Genomic DNA, 511 nt, shown 5'->3' on the forward strand with positions numbered 1-511 from the left:
CGCTTTCAAGCCGGGCGGCGGCGGCGCGTGCCTGCGCGCCGCGGCCGTGTTCGGCGCGCCCCTGCAGGTAGCCCGCCAGCAGTTTGCCCTGGCTGCCCTTTCGCACCTCGGCGGCGCCGCGGGCGGCGCGACGGTCGGCGCGCTCGCGCGCGAGCCGGGTGTCGCGTTCAAGCGCGCGCTGTTCGCGGCGGCTTCGCTCCAGGGCGGCTTCCACGCGTTCGCGTTCGGCGCGACGCGCTTCGACATAGGCCTCGAAGCCACCGCCCCAGGTCACCAGCCGCGCATTGGAGAGCTCCCAGATGCGGTCGGCGCCCGCCAGCAGTTCGCGGTCGTGGCTGGCTACCAGCACCGGCACGTCCAGGCGCGCCAGCCAGCCGCGCAGCCAGCGGCGGCCGTCGGCGTCGAGGTGGGCGCTCGGTTCGTCGAGCAGCCAGGCGTCGGCGTCGGTGGCGGCCGCGATCGCCAGCCAGGCGCGGGCGCATTCGCCCGGGCTGGCCAACGCGGCGTCGGC

Annotated in this window: 1 pseudogene; it reads right to left on the reverse strand. The window is 76.9% G+C overall.

Going from position 1 to position 511, the window contains the following annotated elements:
* A pseudogene (locus N790_RS16375) lies at positions 1-511 on the reverse strand (hypothetical protein); the annotation flags it as partial.

Origin of the sequence: Arenimonas malthae CC-JY-1 (assembly GCF_000747075.1) — a bacterium.
Lineage (GTDB): Bacteria > Pseudomonadota > Gammaproteobacteria > Xanthomonadales > Xanthomonadaceae > Arenimonas > Arenimonas malthae.